This is a genomic window from Pseudoalteromonas piscicida (assembly GCF_000238315.3).
GTDB lineage: Bacteria > Pseudomonadota > Gammaproteobacteria > Enterobacterales > Alteromonadaceae > Pseudoalteromonas > Pseudoalteromonas piscicida.
This window is the reverse complement of the sequence record NZ_CP011924.1, coordinates 3,127,926-3,148,589: the sequence shown is the minus strand read 5'-3', so window position 1 is coordinate 3,148,589 and position 20,664 is coordinate 3,127,926. Positions and strand designations below refer to the sequence as shown.

15 protein-coding genes are annotated in these 20,664 nt (G+C 43.3%); 11 read left to right on the top strand and 4 right to left on the bottom strand.

What is annotated here, in order from left to right:
* The first annotated feature begins 73 nt into the window (after positions 1-73).
* Positions 74-256, top strand: a complete 183-nt coding sequence (locus PPIS_RS25715) for a hypothetical protein (protein ID WP_081693782.1) — start codon at positions 74-76, stop codon at positions 254-256.
* Positions 257-584: 328 nt separating this feature from the next.
* Here PPIS_RS25715 and PPIS_RS14595 read toward each other — a convergent pair whose 3' ends face one another.
* Complete coding sequence (locus tag PPIS_RS14595; RefSeq protein WP_010377674.1) at positions 585-878, bottom strand: transposase; 294 nt, start codon at positions 876-878, stop codon at positions 585-587.
* A gap of 1,034 nt (positions 879-1,912) precedes the next feature.
* Here PPIS_RS14595 and PPIS_RS14590 point away from each other — a divergent pair.
* Positions 1,913-2,233 carry a DUF6482 family protein gene (locus PPIS_RS14590; RefSeq protein ID WP_010377676.1) on the top strand — a complete coding sequence of 107 codons (321 nt, stop codon included), beginning with the start codon at positions 1,913-1,915 and terminating at the stop codon, positions 2,231-2,233.
* Positions 2,234-2,297: 64 nt separating this feature from the next.
* Here the strand turns inward: PPIS_RS14590 and PPIS_RS14585 are convergent, their stop codons facing one another.
* Positions 2,298-4,178: a PKD domain-containing protein gene (locus PPIS_RS14585; protein WP_010377678.1), complete on the bottom strand. Its 1,881-nt coding sequence runs from the start codon at positions 4,176-4,178 to the stop codon at positions 2,298-2,300.
* A gap of 149 nt (positions 4,179-4,327) precedes the next feature.
* On the opposite strand from PPIS_RS14585, the gene PPIS_RS14580 reads away from it, so the two are divergent.
* Together PPIS_RS14580 and glmS are read left to right on the top strand one after the other, a co-directional pair.
* Positions 4,328-5,110, top strand: coding sequence for a DeoR/GlpR family DNA-binding transcription regulator (locus PPIS_RS14580; RefSeq protein ID WP_010377680.1), 783 nt, complete (start codon positions 4,328-4,330; stop codon positions 5,108-5,110).
* Between the two features lie 10 nt (positions 5,111-5,120).
* Positions 5,121-6,941 carry a glutamine--fructose-6-phosphate transaminase (isomerizing) gene (glmS, locus tag PPIS_RS14575; RefSeq protein WP_010377682.1) on the top strand — a complete coding sequence of 607 codons (1,821 nt, stop codon included), beginning with the start codon at positions 5,121-5,123 and terminating at the stop codon, positions 6,939-6,941.
* A gap of 146 nt (positions 6,942-7,087) precedes the next feature.
* On the opposite strand, the gene PPIS_RS14570 is transcribed toward glmS, so the two are convergent.
* Positions 7,088-8,011: a hypothetical protein gene (locus tag PPIS_RS14570; protein ID WP_010377684.1), complete on the bottom strand. Its 924-nt coding sequence runs from the start codon at positions 8,009-8,011 to the stop codon at positions 7,088-7,090.
* 339 nt (positions 8,012-8,350) lie between these two features.
* Between PPIS_RS14570 and PPIS_RS14565 the strand changes: the two genes are divergently transcribed.
* The 7 genes from PPIS_RS14565 (at position 8,351) to PPIS_RS14535 (ending at position 19,752) form a co-directional block, all read left to right on the top strand.
* Positions 8,351-9,178: a heteromeric transposase endonuclease subunit TnsA gene (locus tag PPIS_RS14565; RefSeq protein ID WP_010377687.1), complete on the top strand. Its 828-nt coding sequence runs from the start codon at positions 8,351-8,353 to the stop codon at positions 9,176-9,178.
* Positions 9,162-11,246 carry a Mu transposase C-terminal domain-containing protein gene (locus PPIS_RS14560; RefSeq protein ID WP_010377689.1) on the top strand — a complete coding sequence of 695 codons (2,085 nt, stop codon included), beginning with the start codon at positions 9,162-9,164 and terminating at the stop codon, positions 11,244-11,246. Before PPIS_RS14565 ends, PPIS_RS14560 begins: the two co-directional genes overlap by 17 nt.
* Positions 11,243-12,913 (top strand): AAA family ATPase, encoded by a 1,671-nt coding sequence (locus PPIS_RS14555; protein ID WP_010377691.1) that lies wholly within the window; start codon positions 11,243-11,245, stop codon positions 12,911-12,913. Before PPIS_RS14560 ends, PPIS_RS14555 begins: the two co-directional genes overlap by 4 nt.
* 1 nt (position 12,914) lies before the next feature.
* Positions 12,915-14,432 (top strand): TnsD family Tn7-like transposition protein, encoded by a 1,518-nt coding sequence (locus tag PPIS_RS14550; RefSeq protein WP_010377693.1) that lies wholly within the window; start codon positions 12,915-12,917, stop codon positions 14,430-14,432.
* The gene (locus PPIS_RS14545; protein WP_010377695.1) at positions 14,419-16,035 is read left to right on the top strand and encodes a Tn7-like element transposition protein TnsE; all 1,617 of its coding nucleotides are present in this window, start codon (positions 14,419-14,421) and stop codon (positions 16,033-16,035) included. Before PPIS_RS14550 ends, PPIS_RS14545 begins: the two co-directional genes overlap by 14 nt.
* 130 nt (positions 16,036-16,165) lie before the next feature.
* The gene (locus tag PPIS_RS14540) at positions 16,166-18,355 is read left to right on the top strand and encodes a helicase HerA domain-containing protein (RefSeq protein WP_010377697.1); all 2,190 of its coding nucleotides are present in this window, start codon (positions 16,166-16,168) and stop codon (positions 18,353-18,355) included.
* Complete coding sequence (locus PPIS_RS14535; RefSeq protein WP_010377699.1) at positions 18,355-19,752, top strand: DNA double-strand break repair nuclease NurA; 1,398 nt, start codon at positions 18,355-18,357, stop codon at positions 19,750-19,752. Before PPIS_RS14540 ends, PPIS_RS14535 begins: the two co-directional genes overlap by 1 nt.
* Here PPIS_RS14535 and PPIS_RS14530 read toward each other — a convergent pair.
* Positions 19,747-20,634 carry a DNA adenine methylase gene (locus PPIS_RS14530; protein WP_010377701.1) on the bottom strand — a complete coding sequence of 296 codons (888 nt, stop codon included), beginning with the start codon at positions 20,632-20,634 and terminating at the stop codon, positions 19,747-19,749. The two genes, PPIS_RS14535 and PPIS_RS14530, sit on opposite strands and share 6 nt — an antisense overlap.
* Positions 20,635-20,664 lie beyond the last annotated feature (30 nt).

Below are 20,664 nucleotides of genomic sequence, written 5' to 3'. Positions count from 1 at the left end.
TGATTGGTATTTATACAAGGCAGAGCCTGCGTAGCATAGTATTCTATGTAAGTTAGGCGATAACACAGTAGAAATGCCAATCAAGCGCTGCCCTTTGGGTTCCCCTGAGTGCGCTTTGTTCATTGTTGCTCAACTTTTGCCTAGATTACTAGGCGGCAAGTCGAGCGTCGCGATCAAAACACACTCAGGAGAACAAAAATCAAACAGCAAAGGTCAACAGGCCCTAGCCAATCACAGAAAGTGTGAGTTCCAATAAGGATAATCACCAATGCGGCTTACTAGCTTGGTTCTTAGTGGGTTTGCAGCAATATAGCGGGCAATGGTATGCCTATCTTCTGTGGATCTGAGCTGATGATCATAATACGCGGTTTGCCAAATTTTGTATTTTGAATCCAGTTGTTTATTTAACCTGAGGTTTGGATAAGGAATGTTCCAACTCATTGTTGCTAAAGCACAACTTAGTTTTCTCCATGTCTAGCCAGAGAGTTTTAGGGAAAACAAGGCGAATTTACGCACCAATAGCTGGCTATTGGAAGTGAATTCAACGCAGTTAGCGCTAAAACTGGCTGCTAGAAAGGCATTAATTATCCGCAGCTCAGGTTATTTAGCAGGTAAGCTGTTCTGCCTTTTAATTCTCCAACAACCTTACCAAGTTGCGTATTGCCAAGTGTCAGTAAGCCATGAAAGTGATCTGGCATTAACACCCATGTTTGCCAGCAGCACTCAAACTTTTGTTCATTATGTGAGATAGATTGGCAAAACAATCGTGCCAGCCGATAATCCGTAAAATAGGGCATGCGTTTATGGCAGTTAAACGTAATGAAGTATTCCGCGTACGGGATTGATATCCTGCCTTTTCTCAGGTCATTCCAGCTCATGTGCATTCCTTGCAATTGAGAGATGAATTTTAAAGATAATCCCTTCGATTAAATCTGTCGAGGTGAACCTCGACCTACGGGGGATGGTAGGTCGTGATTTATCACGACATTAGGTTCCGAATGGATAAATCATTATCGCATCGAGGTAAGCCTCGACCTACGGTTGGATGGTAGGTCGTGATTTATCACGACAGGTTTGCGAATGGATTAACGATTATCGCATCGAGGTAAACCTCGACCCACATTTGGATGGTAGGTCGTGATTTATCACGACAACAGGTTTGCGAATGGATAAATGATTATCCCACCGAGGTAAACCTCGACCAACGTTTGGGTGGTAGGTCGTGATTTATCACGACAACAGGTTTGCGGTGGATAAATGATTACCCCGTCGAGGTAAACCTCGACCTACGGTTGGGTGGTAGGTCGTGATTTATCACGACAACAGATTCCGAATGGATAAATGATTATCGCATCGAGATAAACCTCGACCTACGGTTGGATGGTAGGTCGTGATTTATCACGACAGGTTTGCGAATGGATTAACGATTATCGCATCGAGGTAAACCTCGATCTACGGTTGGATGGTAGGTCGTGATTTATCACGACAGGTTTGCGAATGGATTAACGATTATCGCATCGAGGTAAACCTCGATCTACGGTTGGATGGTAGGTCGTGATTTATCACGACAGGTTTGCGAATGGATTAACGATTATCGCATCGAGGTAAACCTCGATCTACGGTTGGATGGTAGGTCGTGATTTATCACGACAGGTTTGCGAATGGATTAACGATTATCGCATCGAGGTAAACCTCGATCTACGGTTGGATGGTAGGTCGTGATTTATCACGACAATAGTTTTGCGAATGGATTATCGATTATCCCGTCGAGGTAAACCTCGATCTACGGTTGGCTGGTAGGTCGTGATTTATCACGACAACCAGTTCGCGACAACACATTCACGACTATCAAGGTGAACCAAACACGCACAAGGGCCGTTTAATTATTAATCGGTTAAACGAGGAGAGCATTATGCTTGCTGCCACACTAAAAGAAAAAATCGCTAATAAAGAACTCCATGCCATCGTGCTTAGCTACGCGGATTCAAATCACTACTTAGCTGGTGGTCAGGATGCTGATGGGAACTTGCATATCTTAATGCATGCCGAGGGCAAACTAACGCCGTTTAACTCGCTGCGAGAGGCCGAGACAAAGCTGGCGGAGCTCGGTGCAACTCAAGCCTATCTCAGAGTTGAGTCTGCCTATGATGAAATTGGTCCTGAGGACGCTTCTGGAACGCATATCAGCAATATGGAGATCCGTCACTTAGCTCCATCCGACATAACCGTTTAAATAAAAAGGCTTAAGCGCCCGCAGGTGAGCGCTTAAGCCTTAAAAGTTATCGAGTAGAGAGACCTTATTCTACTGAAAGTGTCATTGTTTTAGTTGCAACGGAAGCGGACTTTTCATCAACAACACTTAAACTTACTTGGTAGTCGCCTGGTGCAACAGGAGTGAATTGTAGGTTCGAGTCATGAGCTGCGGTACTGTCAAGCACTTCACCAGACGGAGCAACCACCTTCCAAAAATAGGTCAAATTGCCTGCATTGCTGTCGCTATCCATAACCGTTGGAGTTATCCAAAGTGCAGTATCTATTTTAGGTTCACCTTGATAATCCAGCGACGTAATTACTGGAGCGCTATTTTGAACAGCACTTACTTTGATGAATGCCGCGACGACCAAGTCAACCTTGCCATCAGACACGATGCATTTCAGCACATAGTTACCAGCTTCATCAAAGGTAATAGATGCGCGATTATCAGCATTATTGACCACTGCCGTGCTATTCTCAGGCTTCGTTTCAAGCGACCAGCGATAAGTGATCGGATCGCCGTCTTTATCTTCTGCGGATACCAAAAAGACTTTGGTTTCCCCTTCCGTAGCTGTAGATATTTGTGGGCTCATAGACGCTGTGGGTCCATAATTTTCAGGGTGACTCTTTATCACGCCACTGGCGGTTTGGCTTAGCTCACCGTTACTTACCTCCACAAAATAACGGTAACTCCCCTCTCCGTGAGGCGTAAAGGTCACCGTGTCGGTATCTTCATTCGTAACGGAATAGGTCAAACCGGCGTCAAATGGCTCAAACGTCCAAATAAAGGAAAGTGTTCTGCCGCTTGTATCTCTACTTCGCTTGGCGCTAAGCTCGATGGTTTCATTGATTTTGGTTGACTCTGGCACATCGACGAATACAAGCGGTTTGTTTGCTGCGCCTAATTTGGCCGTTAAGGTATGGGTTGCTTCACTTAAACGGCCCTGTTTGTCTTTAAGGCTAAAGCGGATTTTATATTGCCCTGCCTTATCTAATTGAAGCGAGGTGAGAAATCCATTTGGTGTTGCCATTGCGGCTTGGCTGCCGCTCGGTTTGCTGTCAAAACTCCAAAGCGGTGTTACAGCGCCTTGATACTGACTACCATCGCTTTTCAGTTCAACAAAAGTCATTGAGCTTAATGTAACCTCTGAAGGCGCTGAAATAACCGCTTTAAGAGCTGGCTGGTTATCTACAACGATGACTTTTTCCGATTTGCTATGCGATGATTTACCATCATAAACGGTTAAAGTAATGGTGTATTCACCCGCAAATTTAGAGGCGAAAGAGGCAACGTTATTGTTAGGGCTTACTAATGTATATTCATCAACATTAGCAGGTGCAGTGACTTGCCATTTATAACTGAGATTATCGCCGTCTGAGTCTGAACTGTTGCTCGCATCTAACCGTAGATGCTCGTTGATGGCAATTTCCTGTTTTGTGAGTGTGAAATCAGCGACAGGAGGCGTGTTCACACTTGGTGTGGTTTTTTCTTTTACACGGATCTCAAACTGTGTTGTCGATTCGTTACTACCTGACTTGATTGTTAGCCCTACTATGTAGCTACCTGCAACATCAGCGGTAAAGTGCGCTTGCTTAGCGTTGGGGTTAGAAAACTGAGCGATACTGCCTTGGGGTTTGGCTTGCCACTGCCATGTTATTTCGGCATTTTCAGGGATCGTACTTCCCGCTGTGCTAAGCTGAATGACGTTGCCTGTCTCCCCAAAGGCACTTGCCTGAATTTTAGCGACAGGCTTAGTCGTGGTATCCGTTCCTGAATCTGTATTATCGTTATTTGAATCAGTGTTGCCATTATTTCCATTTTTGCCGCCATCCTGATTGACTGGTGTAGTGTCACCACCTGAACCGCCGCATCCTGCTAGTAATAGTGAACAGCAAAATATTGATGTTATTAAGTTTTTGTTCATTTAATTGTCCTTTTAAGTACCTCAATTCGGAAATGTATCCTGATGTTCATCATATTTCCAGTTAAAATTTGTTCAGTGCAAAATTTAACTTGTTTAGGTTTTGAAGTTTCGACTATAATCGCCTTAAATTTCGAAACGAAACTTATTTAATGACTAAACGAAACACTCAACAGCGCAGACATACTATTCTTTCATGGGTAAATGAATACGGTGAAGTAAGCGTAGAATCACTCGCTGCTGAGTTTGAAACGTCAGAAGTTACGATTCGTAAGGATTTAACGGCACTAGAAAAAAGCGGCTTGTTACTACGCCGCTATGGCGGTGCGATAGCCCTTCCTAAAGAGATCACTGCATCAGGTAAAGATGAGCAAGACTCGGTACGTAAAACGGCCATTGCCAAAGCGGCCGCTGAGCTGATTAAAGATCATAATCGCATTATTATTGATAGTGGCAGAACTACCGAAACCCTAATTCCAGAGCTTGCGCAAAAGCGCGGCTTAGTCGTGATGACCAATGCGATGAATATCGCTAATCGATTGTTATCACTAGAAAATGAACCAACCTTATTGATGACCGGCGGGACGTGGGATCCGCACTCAGAATCCTTTCAAGGGCAAGTAGCAGAACAAGTACTGCAATCCTATGACTTTGATCAGCTTTTTATTGGTGCCGATGGCATTGATGTAGAGCGCGGCACAACTACATTCAACGAATTAATTGGGCTGAGCCGTGTGATGGCAAAGTCAGCCCGAGAAGTGATTGTAATGGTCGAATCCGACAAGATTGGCCGTAAAATTCCGAATTTAGAAATACCTTGGGCACAGATCACCACTTTGATCACCGACAACAACTTGGCCGATGACCTCCGCCAAGCGATCGAAGCGCGTGGTATACAACTTATCTGTGCTGAACTACACACAACGTGCAAATAATGGAGAGATTATGTGTGGAATCGTAGGCGCTGTTGCTGAGCGTCCAGTAAACAAAATTCTTATCGAAGGCTTAAAACGCCTTGAATACCGTGGTTATGACTCTGCGGGTGTCGCACTTTGCGAAGGCGGCGCACTCAATAGCGTGAAAGCCGTAGGTAAAGTGGTAAACCTAGAATCTGCGCTTGAAAATGCAGAAGTAAAAGGTACTACTGGTATCGCGCACACGCGCTGGGCAACACACGGTGGCGTAACAGAAGCTAACGCGCACCCGCATATTTCTAACAGCGAAATTGCGCTGGTACACAACGGTATTATTGAAAACCACGAAGGTTTGCGCGCGGCGTTAAAAGAAGACGGCTACGAGTTTTTATCTGACACCGACACCGAAGTGATGGTACACCTGATCCATCAACTCAGACAGCAACACACTACATTACTTGCTGCCGTGCAAGCAGCGGTAAAACAGCTTGAAGGTGCATACGGCACGGTATTATTTGATAAAGCCAATCAAGATGAAATCATCGTGGCACGCTCAGGCAGCCCACTGGTTATCGGCCTTGGCCTTGGCGAAAACTTTATTGCCTCTGATCAACTTGCGCTATTACCAGTAACACGCAGCTTTATCTTCCTAGAAGAAGGCGATGTAGCACGCATTACTCGCGAGACGGTAGAAATCTTCGACATTCACGGTAATCCTGTAGAGCGCGAAGTAGTTGAGTCTAACATCACGCAAGATGTGTCGGGCAAAGGCGAATACCGCCACTACATGCTAAAAGAAATCTACGAGCAGCCTATGGCCGTACGTAATACACTTGAAGGCCGTTTAGATAACGATCGCGTTAGTATCGACGCATTTGGCGACAAAGCCAATGAAATCTTTAAAGATGTAAAACACGTACAGATCATCGCATGTGGTACGTCTTACCACTCAGGCATGGTGGCGCGCTACTGGCTGGAGCAATTTGCAGGCGTAAGCTGTAACGTTGAAATCGCTTCAGAATTTCGCTACCGCGACTCATTCGTGCATGAAAGTAGTCTATTGGTAACTATTTCACAATCAGGCGAAACCGCAGACACGCTTGCGGCACTGCGTCTTGCCAAAGAGCAAGGCTATATGGCGTCGATGACCATCTGTAACGTACCAGGCTCATCACTTGTACGTGAGTCAGATCTTGCCTTTATGACCAAAGCCGGCGCTGAAATTGGTGTGGCATCAACCAAAGCATTTACGACTCAATTAGTTGGCTTATTGATGCTAACTGCATCAATCGCGCAGGAAAAAGGCCGTGACCAAAGTGCAATCGTCAACGCGATCAAAACCCTGCCAACCAAGCTTGAAGAAACCCTAAGCATGGCTGACGGCATTGAACTTCTTGCAGAAGAATTTGCCGACAAGCACCACTCACTATTCCTAGGCCGTGGCTCACAATACCCAATCGCAATGGAAGGTGCGCTTAAGCTTAAAGAGATCTCCTACATCCACGCCGAAGCTTATGCAGCAGGCGAGCTAAAACACGGCCCGCTCGCGCTTATCGACGCAGATATGCCTATCATCGTCGTTGCACCAAACAACGAACTGCTTGAAAAGCTAAAATCAAACGTTGAAGAAGTACGCGCACGCGGCGGTATCATCTATGTATTTGCAGACAAAGACTCAAACTTTGCCTCAGACGACACCATGCGAGTAATGAACGTCAACCACGTAGAAAACATCATCGCCCCAGTGGTTTACACCATACCACTACAGCTACTTTCATACTATGTCGCCGTGATCAAAGGCACCGATGTTGACCAACCGAGAAATCTGGCAAAGAGTGTAACGGTAGAATAAGAGAAGGCGCGCAAGCGCCTCATGTGTGACTTAGGAATATAGTTTCATCCCAAGTATTAAAGTATCATCCTAAGTAATACAGTTTCATACCGCATTGAGAGAAAGCCGACTAAGATGTAATCGGCTTTCTAGTTTTATATACCCTCTTATTTTCGAACGGCTAGTGCAGCCTTCATTGGTAAATCTAGTGCTAGGTTACCCCAGTTTTCAAAGTAGGGACTGGTTGCATTTCTTGCAGTTTTTGGGTGTCTAATAGCCCACTCTTGAAGATGTAAAAAGAGTTCTGACTCCGTAATTTTTTTAAAATACGGTTCGAAAGGTGAACTTAAATCTTCCGTAACAAAATCAATAAGTAAATGTTCAGATAAATTGTATGCCACTTGTTTGCTTAACAGGGCGAGAGGTATGCGAGGTTCCCCACCAGAATATTTGCATATATGTAGGGCGAATAAATCAATATCTTTGTCTCGACGATTAAGTGGAGAAGGATAAGTGATTTTAAGCATATCACCATATGATACGCTGCCTAGAACGTATTCAGTTGCTCTATGGACACAATAGGATGGAGAGTTATAACCAGTTATAACTAGATCTCGAATATTGCTATTTGGATACCCTATACCTACAGATAGAGAAAAGACTAAGCCATCAAGGCATACACGGTGAAAGTCATGTTTCCGTACAGGGATTCTGCATGCATAAACAATTTCTTCAATGTTGTGCAGCGCAAGTCTCTCAGCAGCTCTCCTATAAGCGACTTCGAGTTCAATGCCTTCTTTTTTTCGAAGCTCCCTACCTAGATTTGTAACTTTTAGCAGAGTGTTTGAGTTGAATGTCAGAAATCCAGCGCGATGCTGGTTTGAATGAACGTCATTGCTCTTCAGTTCGGCTTTAAGTGTATTGATATTGTAATTGTCAGGCTTCCCAGGAAGAGATTCTGCTACCATAGCAGATAAAAAAGTAGGCTTTCTACGGTACTGCCCATTCGAGCCATCGATTAACTTTTCATTTAGGGCCGATATAAATTCTTTAAATGACTCATTACTTTGAGGAAAAATAGAATTTTGCACAGTGTTCACTCTTTAATTAGTGAGAATTTGTTAAGGCGGCTTTGGTTTTCAACTCAACATTTCTCAATTAAAGAAACAAAGTGAATTAGGACTCAAGAAATTTACCAAAATCCAGCTTTCTGGACCCAAAGCAATACGCAGGCTTGTGAAACCTACTTCAAAACGACCTAACGCAATAGTGGATAGGCGGTTGAAAAAGAAGCGTAATAAGATTAATGGGCTTCAAAGAAATGATCAATACTTAGCCATGTGATTACGACTAAGTTCTATGTTTTTTATTGTTTATTAATGCTATAGTTGTGGCCATGCTGAAATTTCAATCAGTTATAGCGGTATATTATGTCTAGGAAGATTGGCCATACTGAGGCGCAATATCGTAAGTGGATTAAAGAGGGACGCGGTACTGGCGAGTATCAGGATTACAAGCCGTGGTTAACGGTTTATGATGCGCCATCCGATGGCCGTGTACATCGAGTTTTTGGCTATAAGTCCAAACGAACCCATCATTTATTATCCGATCTTGAACTATCCATGTTCTACTTGCTCGAGTGGCGGCAGGATGTGCTGCAAGTCAAAGAGCAGTTTCCGCTTGAGCGTGAGATAACTCTAGAGTTAGCCGAATCTGCTGGCATCAAACACCCAAATGTTCGGGGCGTAGACCAATACCTTTCGAGTGACTTTCTCGTTGAAACAACCTCGCGAGATCTCCCCAATTTTGCGTTACAAGCCAAATATGTCAGCGCTTTTGAAGAACAGAGAAAGATAGAAATACTTGAACTCGAGAAACGCTTTTGGCACGAAAAGCAGATCCCTTGGCAAATAGTCACTGAGCAAGAGATCCCAAAAGTCGTTAAAGCGAATGTTGAATGGGTTTACCCATTACAAGGTGAACATGAAGAAGCACCAGACTCAGCCATTGAGCAAGCCAGATTCTATGCCGATTACTTTGCAAAGCACCCCACTAAAACGCTTATAAACGCCGGCAAAGAGATAGATACCGCCTATGGGCTAGACTTAGGAGAGTCGTTGTTTGAGATAAGAGCTTTGCTGGCTGACCGTTACTTTACCTTTGATATTTTTACGCCAGTCCAAAAGCTACAAGTTGGTCATCTTAAACTAGGTAACGTTGAGCAAATTCAGGAGGTATTTCGTGTTTCAAATCAATGAAGTATTGCAATACGAACAAACCTTGTATCGCATTTTAATGGTGTTTGATTATTACGTGCTTTGGATAAAAGTGCACGATGACAAAGCCTTTCCTGAGCTTGTTGAAATAGCTGAGTTAGAACAGGGCTTTCAAGATGAAGTGCTAAAACGTGTAGCCGACCCATACAGCGATATTGCTACTGTAATTCCAGATGCAGGTTCTACCGCTCAGTTAAAACGTGATGAGAACTATGCCGCAATCAAGCCATTGGTAGAACTTGAGAACTGCTATGAACCTAAAGCGCGTGGCAAAGTGGTCAATCAAATAATGGTTGAGACAGGCAAAACCAAACAGTCTATTTATCGTTTTGCTCGCAGATACTGGCAACGTGGCCAGATCCCCAACGCATTATTACCCGATTATAAAAACTCAGGTGCCAAGGGCCAAAAGCGTCGAGCTACAACAAAGTTAGGGCGACCGCGCAAATACATGCCAGGCACTGGCGCTTTAATTGATGATTTCGCAGAGAAGCTTTTCCGCATAGCGATTGAAAGGCACATATTAACCGACAAAGGTAAAACTTTTCGCTATGCACACAACCGTTTAAAAGATATCTATAGTCAGTACTTTCCAGAGCTACCTGAAGAAGAGTTACCCACCTATTGGCAAATGGAGCATTTCTACAAACGTGAGTATCGCCAAGTAGACAAAATTGAAGCGCAGGCGGGTGAGATAAAGCGAAAGAAAGATATTCGACCACTAACTGGTACTGCCGCCGCAGATGTTTTGGGCCCTGGTATGCGTTATGAAATTGACGCCACAATCGCAGATATTTATTTAGTCTCTGACTCCCAAAGAAGCAATATTGTTGGCCGCCCAGTGATTTATATGGTTATTGACGTATTTAGCCGCATGGTGGCTGGGTTTTATATTGGTTTTGAAAACCCTTCATATGCCGCTGCTATTCAGGCAATACATATGGCCACGACGGATAAATCAGACTACTGCCGTCAGTTTGGTTTTGACGTAACCCCGCAGCAATGGCCGTGTATTGGCTTACCTTCAGCATTGTTGGCTGACAGAGGCGAGTTAATGGGTCATCAAATTGAATGCCTTGAAAAGGGCTTTGGTGTTCGCGTTGAAAATACACCACCGTTTAGAAGCGAGGCTAAAGGGGTTGTCGAACGAGCGTTTCGCACTTTCCAACAAGCATTCAAACCGTTTGCACCTGGTGTGGTCACAGGTACCAAAATCAAAAAGCAAGGCGACAGAGATTATCGCTTGGATGCGAAGCTTACTATTCAAGAGTTTACTAAAATCATTTTGGGTGCAGTACTTTATCATAATCAATATCACGAAATTGAAAGTTATGACAAAGCTGCTGATATGCCAACGGACTTACCAAATAACCCTCTGGCGATATGGAATTGGGGCTTGCAGAATCGCACGGGTCGATTGAAAAAGCCAGCAACTGAGCATCTTCGTGTGGCATTGATGCCAAGAACTCGGGCAACTATATCTGACTCGGGAGCCTGTATATTTGGCGTGTATTACACCAGCGCAGAGCTTTTAAAGTTGGGCTGGATGCATCGGGGTAAGGAAGTTAAACGCCCTAAAAGTGTGGAAGTTGCCTATGCCCTAGCAACGGCAGACTACATCTACATTTATCACGGCCCTAACAGCAATGACTATTTTGTGTGTCAGTTGGCAACACGCTCAAGACAGTTTTCAGGTGCGAGTTTTTGGGATGTGTGGCAGCAAAATGATGAGTTAAAACAGACTCATGCTGATGCAAAACTAGTCGCTGATGAGCAAAAGCGAGCCTTGGAGCGACAAGTGATAGAGGTGGTTCAGCAGGCAGAAAAGGCCGCGCCAAAACACATCGGTTTGTCGGATGCGGAGCGTATTCGCAATATTCGAGACAACCGAACAGAAGAAAAAGCCAAAGAGCGTAAAGAGCGCGCCTACAAGCCTGTGGACATCGACACGAGTAAATCAGCGCAAGTACATTATCTCTCTGAGCCAGATGACGATTTGGACTTTCCAGACTTTTCAGATCAGTTGTTTAAGGAGGATGACGACGCATGAGTTTACCCTCTAACATCTTCCGCGCGGTGTATCAGGAGTCTGAGATTGAGCGTTACAAAGGTAACCCGTTTATTGAAGCGCTACCAAGTGTAAGCAAAATAGAAGAGCTGAAAACTAAGCTAGAGGGCAAAGTAAAATACAACCCTGCGGCGGGGTATTTAGACGCGAGGCAGCGTGCTCACGAGTTATGTGGTTTGCTTGATGACTTCTTTCAACCTTTGTCGATGCATGTGGCGCTTGAGGAAAAAATAGCGTTGATGATCCGTGGGGGCTATGTTGCCAGAAACATTGCGACTGGCCAGCTACAGCAACACTTACAAAACGGCTACGAGCGTTTGATGACGGGCGACATTAGCAGTTTTCGTTTTGCCGAAGCGCCCTCTACGGCACGTTGCTTGTCACTTATTGGTTGCTCTGGATGTGGTAAAAGCTCCAGCGTGCTACGAATATTGGCCACCTACCCACAAGCGATTTATCACGAAAAATATAATACGTACCAGCTCGCCTATTTGCGTATCGAGTGCCCCGTGGATGGGTCATTAAAAAGCCTCTGCTTAAACTTCTTTAAAGAGGTCGATAAACACCTTAATACTGATCTTACAGAGAGATACGGTTATAAACGTCATAGTACGGAGGTGTTACTGTCATTTATGGGACAAGTCGCCAATCAATATGCCATTGGTGTGTTAGTCATTGATGAAATACAGCGTTTAGGCCGCAAACAAAAAGAAGGGCAAGAACGCATGCTCGAGTTTTTTGTGGCTTTGGTGAATATTATTGGCGTGCCGGTGATTTTAGTTGGTACCCCCAAAGCAAGGCCGATATTTGAGCTGGAGTTACAATCAGCAAGGCGCAGTACTGGCATTGGCTCTATGGTGTGGGCGCCCCTGCCACAGCACAAAAATAGAATCGATACAGCAACGGGTAAACCAAAACCCACAGAGTGGCGATTGTTAACTGACAAGCTTTGGCAGTATCAGTGGCTTATTCACCGCGATGAACCGCTCACAGAAGAAGTCCGCAATACTTGGTTTGAGCTGTCACAAGGTGTATTAGATATTGTGGTTAAGTTATTTGTGCTTGCACAACTACGCGCCATTATTACTGGCGTTGAACGGCTATCTTCAAAACTATTTAGAAAGGTATATGAGTCTGAATTACAGCCGCTCCATCCAATGATTGAAGCGCTCAAGTCTGGTAAAGCTAAGAGCATTGCCAAGTATTCAGACTTAAAATACAAAGAGATTGATAAGCGGTTGTTGGAACTCAGTCAGCAGATCTCTGAAGTTACCGCTGCTAAGTCAGACACACTCCCTTTTGCGAGCGACTCAGAGGCCATGAGGCTTTATAACCTTTTGCTAGGCATGGGGTGTGAATCAGAGTTATTGGTACCATTAGTGCAAAAAGCCATTAAAGATCACCCAAACCTGCAGGTAAGAGCGCTTATTCCACTCGTTCTTGAATGGTATGAGCAAATGCCAGACGAAGTGGAAGAACCCAAAGAGAAGCCAGCACTAATCAAGCTTAAGGATTGGCATACATTGCCTAGTGACGATTTACGTTTTGGCTATTCTCAACACAAAAAGCAATCGGATGAGCTTTACCAATACTACAAACAACAAGGAAAGATTTTTGATGTGACCGCTTGGCTTAAACAAAGCGTGTAGCATGGCCTGTTTACCCGTACCTTACCCTGATGAGCTGCTTTACAGCGTCATTGCAAGGTACGGTGTGCACGCAGGTATCACGTCACCCAAGCAATTGCTTGATGAGGTATTCCAAAACCGCCAAATAATCGCCTCAGTAGCCTTTCAAGGGCATTTATCGCAGATCTCAGCTCATTATCAAGGTAACGCTGATTTAACACCATACAAGCTGTTACAGGGGCATACGCTTTTTCCGTTGTACGCACCTTTTGTGCACCTCGACATTGCAGCTCAAGCTAAACATGAGCTACTGACCGATTGCAGGCACTCGGCAGAAGTACAGCTAGGCAAAGCCGCATCCAAAGTTAAAAGCCCGCACTACCTGCGTTACTGCCCATTGTGCATAACAAAGCAAATAGAACAATATGGAGAACCTTTTTGGACGCGGCGCTGGCAACTGCCTGGTTTATCAGTATGTGCGGAGCATGGCGTGCAATTGATAAACAGCCCTATTTTAATAAGCGTGTTGCATAGGCACCAATTTATTGCGCTGAGCCCTTATGTGCTTTTGCATTCAAATCCAAATCAAACAAACCACAAAATCACACTACTAGCGGAATATGCACAGCAACTGCTGAACTTGTCAGAGCACCATATACATCCGTTGCAATGGCGCTATTTTTATCATCACTTGGCTTATCAGCTGGGGTTTGTAAGGGGTAAGCAGGTTGAGCACGCGCTGATCGCACAATTAGTGTTAGGGTATTGGGGCAGCCATACCCTCGCAAGCTTTGGGCTCGATATAAACAAGAATGAAGACACTAATTGGTTGAAGTGTTTGTTTAGAAAGCACAGAAAATCATTTAGCTACCTTCAGCACCTACTGGTGTGGCAAGCATGCTATGAGGAGCAGTTAGATATGGCGAGCATACTCAGTACTGCATCAGCATTACCGCACACCCCATATGATGATGTGCCTGTTAGCATAGAACCTGCGCTTGTAGACCAAGCACGTCGCGCAAAGTGGCAATGTGCTGTGGCCAAGTTTGGCGTTAAAGGCGCGAGGCAAAACGGTTTTGCTCACCTCTACACATGGTTGTATCGACATGACAAACAGTGGCTCATGCAATTTAATCAAGGATCGATGCGACCAAATGTTGCAGAACCAAGTAGGGTTGATTGGCCGAAAAGAGATAAGGAATTTGTTAGGCAACTAATTAATTTAATGAATAAAGTTGAAAATCAAGTAGATACTGCGCGATATACAATCACTTGGTTTGCAACCCACGCAAACATTCCATTGTCTCAGATCAAAAAAACACATAGGTTACCTTTATGTAAATTGTTTTTTAATAAATATTGTGAAACTATAGAGGAATATCAATGCCGTCGTATCGCTGTGGCATGTATTCGTTGTATTGCAAAACATCAAATACTCAGAACTTGGCGAATTGAACGTATGGCAGGGCTAAACGAGAAAAGGACCCGACCACTCGCGTCGCAATTGCTAGGATTTGCAGTAAAGTATGAACCAAGTTGATAGATTTAAAACGCTACCAGACAACGCCAGAATACAGGCGATAGGTAATCTGTTTAAATACAATGACCGTAAAACTTGGGATATTGGTGTTCGCTTTAAGCAATCCACGCGCAAAGCCCTTAAGTTTAGCCAGCTACCCTATTTAAGCCGACAAGTCGTACTAAACCAAACTGTTGATGCCATCCCTCCAGGATTCCCGATTAAATTTACCTTACCCGACCGTGCATTTTGGCAAACTGCCACGGTGGGCGACAGCGGTTTAGTGACGTATAAGCTGAGCGAAGAACAATCGCAAAAATGCTTTGTGTTTGAAAGTGCAGGCAAAACCATTTATTTACCACAGTTGGAGCTGGCCAGAGGCTTATTTTTTACAAACAACTATCTGGCAAACGCCGCATTAATTAATAGTGCGCTCGACTTAGAGTTTTACGTTGACCAAGACCCAAACAACGATGATAGAGAGTTTCCTTTGGAGCTCGTGATCAACGCCTTACCAACAACATTATGTCCAAAAGTACTGTTTGATAATGAAGGGTTTAGACATCAAATTGCTTGGTTATTGTTAAACAGTGACATTAAAAACTCGTTTAACAGTATCTATCAGTATTTTTCGCAAGAGCGAGTTAGGGCACCTAACGTAGAGCGTTGGACGTTTCGATTCGATCCACCTCAGCTCAAGGGTGTAAAAGTGGCGGCAAGAGGTTGGAAGTCAGGTGATGAAAGTACATGGTTTATCAATCGCATAGAATTGTTAGATGGTTTGTTCTTCCCTGACATTTCGGATATTGGTTATTTGCACCCAAATTCAACCGAAATCAAACCTAGTTCGGGTAAAGGAAAAGGCGGCACCTACCCACAGTTGCCTTCGCAGCGAGAAATCGACGAAGAAAGCGATGGAAGCGAAGATAACGAGTCTGCATTGATATTCTGTGATGCAACACAGCGCATATACAACAGAGTTCCTCGCACTCGTAAAGTTTACGCCAAAGCTCGGAATAGCTTAGGGGGCAAAGAGGACGAAGACAAACCCAGCACCCTACCACCCGAGGTAAGCACCGATGATTCAAATTCACGTGGTGACACGCCACGAACCGCAGTTGATGGTCTTGATGACCAAACCGACAACGCCCACTTATATCTCAACAAGTTCGATAGCTTCTTCAAAATGCTGGAGATATTAGAAAAAAAGCATGGCGTTAAGCAAAGTAATCCTGTCATTCGTAAGCTGCCTGCTGTTGGCCGAAGTAGAAGCCATTTGATGAATGATTGGTCTGCGAGGTGTATGGCTGTAGTACGAATTGAATATAAAAACAAAGGCTATTTCCTGTTAGAAGTGGATACTTCAGATGGTAGAGCATCCATCGCCACCAAAATCATTTCGGCTCAAGCATTAGCGCCAAAAGGCAAGTTACGAGACTTTATATCGGAGATAGAGCAAGGGCTGCTTAGTAACCAATTCTGCTGGCCAAAGAAATACTTTGATGCGCTGGTTGGTGAAGGCAATCACAAAAGTGTGTCGCATCAGCCTTCAAAGAATGAAGGTAGATTGAGTGAGGAAGATGTGAATAGGTGGGCTGCTCGATTCGTTAAACATTTTAGTTAGAAAGCCACCAACAACTAATATACAACTACAATTATTTATCATCTTGAAAGCCATTGGGTGAACTTGTTTCACTAAGCATATATTAAAACGGTCCATAATATGAGGCGCGGATAAAGGAAGTACATCTCTTATGAATAAATACATTACTAACTTATTGGGGACGGAAGATAAGTTGTTGCAATTACTCGGGGTGCCACCCAGAGAAAACTTGGTCGGATACGTTTACTCTATGGATTTTAGTGAGGCGTTAGTTCTTACGAATGACTCATTTAAGGAGGCGGTAGCGGGAGTACCACATAATAGCTTTCTTGTCGCTACGTCTTTAAACCCAAACAATATCTCCGTTGCAACAGAGCTGGACAGGGAGGTGATTCTTTTGAGGGTTCTAGGACCCTCTAAATTACCGACAGATGAAGATTTTGTTCGGACAAGAATCGAGCACAATCAAAGGCGAACATCAGGCGAAGTATTTGCAAACGATAAACTGGATGGCCTAGATGTGTTGACTCACTCAGAACTACAAGCGGGGGGATTAAGATGCAGGATCTTAGGTACTTTTTATATTGATAATGGTGAGTTGCGTCTAGGTAGTGACATTGAGAACTACATGTCAACTAGTCGAATGAGAGTATTTAAACCGAGAGATGAGGCTTTAAGTACCATAGTGAATCACGTAAATGAAGAAGTGAAGCGGAAAGCACTAGAGGAAGCAAAAAAATCAGGTTTTGGTGCTTTGCCTACAGCAATCAAAATTGGAACTGTCAGGTATACGTCAACATCGAGGTTACACCGGGCTAAAACAGAAACTCTTGTACCTGTACAAATACAACCTACAGATTTCTTAGCCCGCAGGACAGCCATATTGGGCATGACTAGAACAGGTAAATCAAACACTTTAAAGACGACTGTGTCGTCAGTTGCTATGTCCGCAGCAAAGGATAGTACCGCCGTTGGTCAAATTATATTTGATATAAATGGCGAATATGCAAATGTGAATCAACAAGATGATGGAAGCTCAATAGCTGATGTATTTCATGGTGATGTTATTCGATACCGAGGTATGCCCAGCGCTGATCCAGACGTACGTGATTTAAGGAATAATTTTTACGAGCAGCCTGATGTTGGTCTAAAGATCATTCAGGATATTTTGAGAGATGAAAATATCACGGCTGGCGACATGAGAATTTTAGTCTCCTCCATTTCTCTAGACCAACTTCCTGATGATGCAAGCGAAAGTGAAAAATCTCGATTCAAAAGGCATATGGCCGCATTTAAAGCATTGATTTATTCAAAGGGGTTTCAAGCTACGAAGGGTTACAAAGTTTCTTTATCTATATCGAAGGAGGTCAAAAGACAAATACTTGAGCAAAACTATTCGGAGATTGTCATCCAATTAGAAGAGCGCCTTGGTAAGAAAGCATCACAAGCAGAGTTGATTGAGGAAGCAGAGAGCTTTTTCCCAGATTATAAAGCGGGTGTATCACTAGGTGAGCTTGTGAAATTTTTCACTGATGCTAGAAGTGCAGATAAAAAAATTAGGAAAGAATACGAAGTTGCAGAAAGGGAGTTCAGAACAAAAAATACAAAAATCCCTAGTGGGGTTTGGCCATCGCTTAGGAGCAAGAAGACGGGTGATGATTGGCTTGACGACAATTTAAAAGCTTTATGTAATTTAATTGTTGGCAAGAATGAAACAGATATGCCAATACGAGTTAAAAGCTATCTAGGTCCAATAGCAGACTACCATAGTGTCAGTCGTAGTAATGAGGTTGAGGCTGAAATATACGAGTATTTGAAGTCAGGTAAAATTGTTATATTGGATTTGTCGGTAGGATCTGAAATGGTTCGTAAAGCAATGGCTTTACGCATTGCACGCCATATCCTTACGAGCTCCATGAGTCGCTTTCATAAGAATGAGCCTCTTTCAAACATTGTCATTTATGTTGAAGAAGCCCATAACCTAATAGGTAAGAAAGATGACTTAACAGGAGTATGGCCACGAATAGCAAAAGAAGGGGCTAAAGCTAAAATTGCTTTTGTTTACGCTACTCAAGAACCATCTTCGATACATCCAAATATTCTAGCCAACACTGAAAATTGGTTTGTAACACACTTGAACAATGAGGATGAACTTCGAGCTCTCGGAAAGTTTTATGACTTTTCAGACTTTCATGAATCACTAAAAACAGCTCAAGATGTTGGTTTCGCGCGTATAAAAACGCTTTCCTCTCCATTCGTTGTACCTACGCAAATTAATCGATTCACACCGCAGGAGCTCGCGCGGGAATATACGATCATAAAACAGCAAGGAGGTGCTTGATGCCATATAGCAGAGAGTCAGCTGGAAAGGGGGGGCATATTGATTTAGTGAAAAACCCGGATGTACAAAACTTCCTTAACGAATGTAAATGTTTAACTCAGCCCTCAGCAGAAGAGGCGAAAAAAATTACTGAGGATTATGTGTATTGGGAGGATGGAAACAGTAAATTGCCAGACTATGTCGTAGCCTCTGATGCTAGCCCGTACAAAGAAGCTATCTCGGGTTTATTTCCGAGTACACAAATAGGCTACGTTAAGAATAGTATGATAATCATAGAGGTATCTGAATTCGACAACCTTCAGCCGGTTAATTCAAATTTTGTTGATCCATTCAAAGTGGCGGAGCTTCACCGTAGCGGAGATCCCATTTCATTTACTTTACCTGGATGTAATGTTAGGTATAAGGGAGCGGAAACAGTCAAAGATGGTTTTAGGCTGGCAGTTTATGAGCAACTTTCTGATATGCGCACTAGTTTCACTAATGATGATAACTTCAATGTTGTAGGAACTTTACTTGCGATAGATGATGGAGAAGTTGAACTGGAGCTATGCCCTGCTTGTGGTAGCAAAGAAGAATTTAAGTTTAAAAAAAGTGAAGAAGTACAGCGTTGCGTCGCATGTCAGAAGGATGTCTATATTACGGATGTTATGAGGATTCATGAGCAAATATCAGACCTTGGTGATAATGGCTCAGCTATTACTCGGTTTATGAATGTAGTTGAGCATCTGATTATTGCATCTTTTATCCGTATGGTTGGGTATCGAGATCCGTCATTATTGAGTAGGATGGCATTTATTGTTGATGGTCCTTTGGCCATTTTTGGGCAACCAGCAAAAGTTCACACGAGACTGCTAAGACTATATGAAAAAGTCAGGAAACATCTGGTTGAAAAGGGGTATCAACCCCCTCTAATTATTGGTATACAAAAAACAGGCCCTGCCGTTGAACATGCTAAGGCTTTATGTCCCTACATTCCTATGGGAGCATTTAGAGTAATAGATGATGAATATCGCCACAAGTATATTGCAGCTCGTTCAGAAACATCCGCCAACTTTGGGCATGAAACCTACTACGGGCAAGATTTTATATTTAAAACAAGAAGCGGGAAGGTGTTTGTTTTTGGCCTAGTTTATCCATTCGCCAAAAAAGTACCTTCTCATATCGAAGGTGAAGAAGCGACTAGTAATTCAAAAGCTAGATTTTCTGAAGAAAAAGTTGAAGTCGAACGCTATAGAGAACAGCTAAAATTAGCAATGAGTTTAATTACTCACTTTGAACTTGAGTTATATGAAAATGCGATTGTTCCTATAGCCCTCGCTCATAGACACGCATCGATAAGCTTAGTTCCTGGAGGGAGAGTTCTTGAGATACTATCCAAAAAGGGTCTAAATCTATAAAGTCGCAATGCAATTAGCTCTTTTCTTTGACACTTTCTTCAAACTTAATTTCTGAGGAACCCTAAGAGTGGTGCTAGCAATAAGCAGCTCGGTACCTTTCTTTTTGTCTGCTGCGCTATAGTTCAACGAAAAAGTAAAAAGCCTATACTTTGAGTATAGGTTTTTTATTGCTTCAGCATAGTCGTAAGTCATTACCCACTTTCCCTTTATTTCGCTAATAGCATAAGCCAGGCGTTCGTGATCATTTGGCTCATAAAAGTTAGTGTATAAGCTTTGGCCTTTTACAAAGTATGGGGGGTCGATGCAATAAAAGCTTCGGTCAATGTGTGTCTCAATATGTTGAATAAAATCAATGGCATCCATGTTATAAATATGGATTTGATTGGAAAAGCTGGCAATTTTTCTTATTTTGAGAATGAGGTCTGCTTTGTTAAAACGACAATCTAGCTTATAGCTACTTTTTTGCTCTAATCCGCCAATAACTCCTGCTTTTTGAATGATTCCAGACCTATTTGTCCTATTCAAGAAAAAGCTAGAAAAGCCAAGAGTAAGACTATCTACGATATTTTTTGATTCTTGAATTGCTTTTTGTTTATGCCATTCATCTAACGTTATATCTGTTTTTTCAATGAGCTCTATAAATTCGTCCGTGCGGTAAAGTATTGAGTGCCAGAATGACCATATAGAAATGTCGATATCATTTAAATGGATATGTGGAACAGAGCCATTAAATAGTAACGATAGTGCTAAACCAGCTCCTCCCGCATAAGGCTCCACATAGTGAGCTGTGCGAAGGTTATTTGTGTTTATCAACTCTGTGACCATAGGGGTAATGGCTGTTTTACCACCTGGGTAGCGGAGTGGTGACGGGGTGACTGGCATTATTACTTAGTTCTCCTGGCTGCTCGCGAC

What these genes read in the sequence shown, in the direction of transcription:
- PPIS_RS14585 (WP_010377678.1), bottom strand. Translation starts at nt 4,178, where the DNA reads ATGAACAAAAACTTAATAACATCAATATTTTGCTGTTCACTATTACTA.
- glmS (WP_010377682.1), top strand. Translation starts at nt 5,121, where the DNA reads ATGTGTGGAATCGTAGGCGCTGTTGCTGAGCGTCCAGTAAACAAAATT.
- PPIS_RS14540 (WP_010377697.1), top strand. Translation starts at nt 16,166, where the DNA reads ATGAATAAATACATTACTAACTTATTGGGGACGGAAGATAAGTTGTTG.
- PPIS_RS14580 (WP_010377680.1), top strand. Translation starts at nt 4,328, where the DNA reads ATGACTAAACGAAACACTCAACAGCGCAGACATACTATTCTTTCATGG.
- PPIS_RS14550 (WP_010377693.1), top strand. Translation starts at nt 12,915, where the DNA reads ATGGCCTGTTTACCCGTACCTTACCCTGATGAGCTGCTTTACAGCGTC.
- PPIS_RS14595 (WP_010377674.1), bottom strand. Translation starts at nt 878, where the DNA reads ATGAGCTGGAATGACCTGAGAAAAGGCAGGATATCAATCCCGTACGCG.
- PPIS_RS14555 (WP_010377691.1), top strand. Translation starts at nt 11,243, where the DNA reads ATGAGTTTACCCTCTAACATCTTCCGCGCGGTGTATCAGGAGTCTGAG.
- PPIS_RS14530 (WP_010377701.1), bottom strand. Translation starts at nt 20,634, where the DNA reads ATGCCAGTCACCCCGTCACCACTCCGCTACCCAGGTGGTAAAACAGCC.
- PPIS_RS14565 (WP_010377687.1), top strand. Translation starts at nt 8,351, where the DNA reads ATGTCTAGGAAGATTGGCCATACTGAGGCGCAATATCGTAAGTGGATT.
- PPIS_RS14590 (WP_010377676.1), top strand. Translation starts at nt 1,913, where the DNA reads ATGCTTGCTGCCACACTAAAAGAAAAAATCGCTAATAAAGAACTCCAT.
- PPIS_RS14545 (WP_010377695.1), top strand. Translation starts at nt 14,419, where the DNA reads ATGAACCAAGTTGATAGATTTAAAACGCTACCAGACAACGCCAGAATA.
- PPIS_RS25715 (WP_081693782.1), top strand. Translation starts at nt 74, where the DNA reads ATGCCAATCAAGCGCTGCCCTTTGGGTTCCCCTGAGTGCGCTTTGTTC.
- PPIS_RS14535 (WP_010377699.1), top strand. Translation starts at nt 18,355, where the DNA reads ATGCCATATAGCAGAGAGTCAGCTGGAAAGGGGGGGCATATTGATTTA.